This window comes from Caloramator sp., assembly GCF_020054765.1.
GTDB lineage: Bacteria > Bacillota > Clostridia > Clostridiales > Caloramatoraceae > Thermobrachium > Thermobrachium proteoclasticum.
The window spans coordinates 1-5538 of sequence record NZ_JAIHAO010000073.1; the positions used below are offsets into that span (position 1 = coordinate 1).

Here is a 5538-nt window from a genome sequence, read left to right on the forward strand (position 1 = left end):
AGCTTTTCTTTGTTTGAAAAAGTCCTACCCTCGCGATGCCATCGTCCTGATGGCCGCTCGGCTCGGCACGTCCTGTGCCGAATTACGGACTTTTTCAAAATCGAAAAGCAAGAATTGCTAAAGCTCATAAAAGAGCCAAATAAAATCCTTTTATGGGGCTTTTTATACTTTAGCTAATAAATGAGATTGTCAATAATCTTAAGTTCCTTTGCTCTTTTATTTTTTGCTATTATAATTGAATTTAAATAATATAAATGTTAATATATAGGTATTACCTGTAAAATTTAGGATAATATAATAATGGGAGGTGTAAGGATGATAGAAAAATCAATACTACAGGAAGTTTTAAATGAAGCATTAAGGACAGGTGGAGATTTTTCAGAAATTTACATAGAACAGAATGATTTAAATACTGTATATATGACAGATGGTAAGGTTGAAAGTGTACTGTCTGGGAAGGATTATGGTGCTGGGGTTAGAATTTTATCAGGTTTTAAATGTATTTATGCATATACAAATGATTTATCAAGGGAAGGACTTTTAAAGATAGCAAGGGATGCGTCCTATGCATTAACTGGTGTTAAAAATGTAGAAAGTAGAGACTTTATCAAGCTTGATTACACAAATGCTCATCCTATATCTATAGTTCCAAGTGCAGTTGATATTTCGAAAAAGGTTTCAAAGGTTAAAGAGGCATATAGCATTGCAAAAAATTATAGTAGTGAAATAGTACAGGTTTCAGTTAGATATGTAGATAACGATAAAAAGGTTTTAATTGCAAATTCAGAGGGATTATTTGCAGAGGATAGGAGAATAAGAACAAGGATGGCTATTGAGGCTGTCGCTTCTGATGGAAATGAAAATCAAACAGGATTCTTTGGCCCAGGAAGGCTTATGGGGTTTGAATTCTTTGATAATGTTGATATAGAGTGGCACGCAAAGGAGGCAGCAAGGATTGCAGTAACAATGCTTCACGCAGACCTTTGCCCTTCTGGTGTTATGCCTGTTGTAATAGATAATGGTTTTGGAGGTGTTATATTCCACGAAGCGTGTGGACACTCCCTTGAGGCTACATCAGTTGCAAAGGGACATTCAGTATTTTCAGGAAAGCTTGGTCAAAGGATTGCTTCAGAGGTAGTAACTGCAATAGATGATGGAACTATTCAGAATGCCTGGGGTTCATCAAATATTGATGATGAAGGACATCCAACACAAAGAAATGTTTTAATTGAAAATGGAATATTAAAGGGATATATGATAGATATGTTAAATGGAAGAAGAATGAATATGAAACCAACAGGAAATAGCAGGCGTGAGAGCTACAAGTATGCACCAACCTCAAGAATGACAAATACATTTATTGCAAAGGGAGATAAAACACCTGAGGAGATAATAAAGTCAACAGAGTATGGACTATATGCAAAATATATGGGTGGAGGCTCGGTAAATCCTGTAACAGGAGACTTTAACTTTGCTGTAAATGAGGCATATTTAATAAAGGATGGAAAAATAGATAGACCAGTAAGAGGAGCTACACTTATAGGAAAGGGTTCTGAGGTTTTACTTGATATTGATATGGTTGGAAATAATTTGGAATTAGGGCAAGGAATGTGTGGTTCGGTAAGTGGAAGCGTTCCTGCCAATGTAGGTCAACCTATGATTAGAGTTAAGAAGATGACAGTTGGTGGAAGAAAATAGGAGGTGATAATATGGAGCTTAATAAGTTTATTGAAGAGCTTTTTAGAAGGGGCAGAGAAGAAGGTTTTAGTGATATGGAGGTATATTACATAGATTCTGATAGCTTTGAGGTGAATATATACAATCAAGAGGTAGATAAGTATAATGTAAATAAAAATAAAGGAATTTCCCTTAGAGCTATTTATGATGGAAGGCTTGGTTATGCATATTCAGAAAAGTTTGATGAAGAAGATATAGAATTTCTAATTAAAAATGCCAAAAACAATGCAAAGGAAACACAAACAGATGTACTTCCTGAATTTTATCAAGGAGGTAAATACAAACAAATTGAACAGGATGTTAATGTTGACATTGATGCAAAAAGGAAAATTGATGATGCAATGTTTATGGAAAAAAGAGCAAAGGAATATGATCCAAGGATTGATTCTGTAAATTATTGCCTTGTAGAAACTACTAAAGGAAGAAGAAAAATAGTAAACACAAAGGGACTTAACTTAGAAGAAGACGGCGGTGTAGGTGTAGCATACATTGCAGTTGTTGCAAAGGATAAGGATGATGTAAAAAGTGGAAGCAGCTTTAAGGTAACAACTAACTACAATAAAATAGACTTCGAAAAATTAGTAAAAGAGGCCTGTGACGAGGCAATTAATTCCCTTGGTGCAGAAAGTATACCATCAGGAAAATATAAGGTAATACTAAGACGTGATGCAGCAGCAACACTACTTGCAACATTTTCATCTGTTTTTTCAGCAGATTCAGTGCAGAAGGGATTTTCGCTTTTAAAGGGAAAATTAAACACAAAGATTGCATCCGATAAAATAACCATATTAGACGACCCATTTTTAAAGGATGCCCCCTTAAGTTGCTCCTTTGACGATGAGGGGGTTGAAACATATACAAAGGAAGTTATTAAGGATGGTGTTTTAAAAACTTTTCTTTATGATATAAAGACAGCCAAAAAAGATGGAGTAAAATCAACTGGTAATGGATTTAAATCAACCTATAAATCACCGGTGGTAGTTGCACCTACTAATATGTATATTGTAAAGGGTACTTTAGGGTATGAAGAAGCAATAAAAATGCAAGAAAAGGCGCTTATTATAACAAGCCTTCAAGGGCTTCATTCTGGGGCAAATCCTGTTTCAGGTGATTTTTCACTTGCAGCAGAGGGATACCTTGTGGAAGATGGAAAAATTACAAAACCAGTTGAACAGATAACAGTAGCAGGTAATTTCTATAACGTTTTAAATGAAATAGAGGAGGTACTTTCTGACTTCGAACTTGCTCTCCCAGTTGGACTTGGAAGTTATGGAAGCCCAAGCATTATAATTAAAGAACTCAATGTGTCAGGAAAATAAAATTACAAGTGCCAAGACAAGTCTCTTGGCACTTATTCAAATTTATTTTTGATAATTTAATGTAAGCCTTATTATTCTTCTCACAAGTCTTCTTGCAACAGGATAAGGCATATTGTACATTTTTAGCAGTACAAATATTTCAGGGTTGTTCTTTTCAATTTTGTTTAGTATTCTATTTACCTCATTAAATTGTCCTTTTCCTTCAAAACTACCTTTTTGTCTATCCTCTTCGTCATCTTCGATATCTACAATAATAGGTACCATATTTGGCATAATCATTGTTGGAATCATATCAAAAGGGTTCATTAAAATAATACCTCCTAATTTGACTTACAGTATATAATATTAATATAATTTAAATTTTGTTAAACAAATTTATTTGCAACTGTCTCTTCTTATAAAAATTAGAAAGAATTTTAAATTTCTATTGTTTAAAAATTAATAAAATGATAAAATTATAGTGAAAATAATGTCGAATTTTAAGAGAGAGGAAGATAGTATGAGTAGTTTAAGTTCCTTCGATATCATTGGACCTATAATGGTTGGACCATCAAGTTCGCACACAGCAGGAGCTGCAAGACTTGGGAAGGTTGCAATGTCTATTGCAGGAGATAATTTTAAAAAGGTAGTATTTTATCTACACGGATCCTTTGCAAAGACGTATCGTGGACACGGAACAGATAGGGCACTTGTTGCAGGTGTACTTGGAATGGAAACCTATGATGATAGACTTAAGTATTCTTTAGATATAGCTAAAGAAAAGGGAATAGAAATAGAATTTATTGAGGCAGATTTAGGTGATGTTCATCCTAATACTGTAAAAATTGTTTTTTATAAAGAGGATGGAACTAAATTTGAGGTTGTGGGTTCATCTATTGGTGGAGGAAATATAATAATAACAGAAATAAATGGAGACAAGGTAGAGTTTACAGGAGACTATCCAACACTTATTGTTAAGCAAAAGGACGTTAAGGGTATGATAAGTTCGGTTACTGCTATTTTAGCAAGTCAAAATATTAATATAGCTACTATGAGGGTTACAAGAAGAGCAAAGGGTAAAGAGGCTCTTATGATAATTGAAACAGATGCTGAGATAAGTGAATATGTTTTAAAGGTTATTGAAAAGGTAGAAAATATTATTTCAGCAAAGGCTATAAATCCTGTAAAGTAATTGGAGGTTAAGTTATGTACAATACAGGTTTAGAATTAATGGATCTGGCAAATTCTAAAAAGTGTAGAATATATGAGATTGTAATTGAAAATGAAGTAGAGCTTCAAGGCATAAGTAGAGAAGAGATAGTATTAAAGATGAAAAGGGCTCTTGAGGTGATGAAATCATCTGCACAGGAGGCACTTGATAAGGAAGTAAAATCAGTAAGTGGACTCATTGGTGGAGATGCAAAAAAGCTTGAGGATTATAGAAAAAATGGAAATACATTGTGTGGTGATACAGTAGTAAAGGCAATGGCAAGAGCTCTTTCTTGTTCTGAGGTAAATGCAGCTATGGGAAGAATAGTTGCAGCACCAACGGCTGGATCTTGTGGAATTTTACCTGCTGCATTAATTACAGCGGGAGAAAAGTTAAACAAAACTGAAGATGAGATTGTAAATGCCCTATTTACGGCATCAGGTATAGGTCAGATTATTGCAAAGAATGCAACAGTATCTGGGGCAGAAGGAGGCTGTCAAGCAGAGTGTGGTGCAGCAGCTGCTATGGCAGCAGCAGCTATTGTAGAAATGGCTGGTGGTACACCAGAGATGTGCCTTAACGCAGCTTCAATAGCATTAAAAAATATAATGGGACTTGTATGTGACCCAATAGCAGGCCTTGTTGAGGCACCCTGTGCTAAAAGAAATGCATCTGGAGTTGTAAATGCATTAATTTCAGCAGAGCTTGCACTTGCAGGAATAAAAAGCATTATTCCATTTGATGAAGTTGTGGAGGCGATGTATAGGGTAGGGAAGGCACTTCCGGAGGTATTAAGGGAGACTGCACTTGGAGGAATTGCAGCAACCCCAACTGGAATAAAATTGAGGAAACAGATATTAGGTGAATAATAATTATATTTAAAAGAGAATCATTATTGACAGATACAAAAAATGTAATTAGAATTATAATAAGAGTGGAATTTCCGCTCTTAATTATACAAAAGGTGGGGTGTGTTATGGCTGTTTGGAAATGTACAGTATGTGGAGAAACAAAGGAAGGAAGATGCAGACCTCAAAAATGTCCAAAATGTGGTGCAACAAAGGAAAAATTTGAAAAGCAGCAATAAAATAAACAAAAGGTGCCCAGCACCTTTTGAGATTGTTGACAAACCTACTTGTTAGCTAAATTATGAAAAAGTCCTATGAATGGATTTCAATGGGCTCTTTAGTGAGTTTTAGCAATTCTTAGCTTTTCGACTTTGAAAAAGTCCGTAATTCGGCACAGGACGTGCCGAGCCGAGCGGCCATCAGGACGATGGCATCGCGAGGGTAG

The 5538-nt window shown here is 35.2% G+C and carries 6 protein-coding genes; 5 read left to right on the top strand and 1 reads right to left on the bottom strand.

Annotated features, from left to right (window positions below; genetic code table 11):
* Positions 1–315 precede the first annotated feature (315 nt).
* Together JG776_RS12240 and JG776_RS12245 are read left to right on the top strand one after the other, a co-directional pair.
* The gene (locus tag JG776_RS12240) at positions 316–1698 is read left to right on the top strand and encodes a TldD/PmbA family protein (protein WP_291967928.1); all 1383 of its coding nucleotides are present in this window, start codon (positions 316–318) and stop codon (positions 1696–1698) included.
* Between the two features lie 11 nt (positions 1699–1709).
* The gene (locus JG776_RS12245; RefSeq protein WP_291967930.1) at positions 1710–3056 is read left to right on the top strand and encodes a TldD/PmbA family protein; all 1347 of its coding nucleotides are present in this window, start codon (positions 1710–1712) and stop codon (positions 3054–3056) included.
* 42 nt (positions 3057–3098) lie between these two features.
* Here the strand turns inward: JG776_RS12245 and JG776_RS12250 are convergent, their stop codons facing one another.
* A complete protein-coding gene (locus JG776_RS12250) occupies positions 3099–3362 on the bottom strand; it encodes a hypothetical protein (RefSeq protein ID WP_291967932.1) in 264 nt (87 codons plus the stop codon).
* A gap of 193 nt (positions 3363–3555) precedes the next feature.
* On the opposite strand from JG776_RS12250, the gene sdaAB reads away from it, so the two are divergent.
* The 3 genes from sdaAB to JG776_RS12465 all read left to right on the top strand — a co-directional run bounded on the left by sdaAB (position 3556) and on the right by JG776_RS12465 (position 5332).
* Positions 3556–4227, top strand: coding sequence for an L-serine ammonia-lyase, iron-sulfur-dependent subunit beta (gene sdaAB / locus JG776_RS12255; protein ID WP_291967933.1), 672 nt, complete (start codon positions 3556–3558; stop codon positions 4225–4227).
* 14 nt (positions 4228–4241) lie between these two features.
* Positions 4242–5114 (top strand): L-serine ammonia-lyase, iron-sulfur-dependent, subunit alpha, encoded by an 873-nt coding sequence (sdaAA, locus tag JG776_RS12260; RefSeq protein WP_291967935.1) that lies wholly within the window; start codon positions 4242–4244, stop codon positions 5112–5114.
* A 107-nt stretch (positions 5115–5221) separates the two neighbouring features.
* Entirely contained in the window at positions 5222–5332 is a 111-nt protein-coding gene (locus tag JG776_RS12465) for an RCKP-type rubredoxin-like domain-containing protein (protein WP_341465373.1), read from the top strand.
* Positions 5333–5538: the final 206 nt, after the last annotated feature.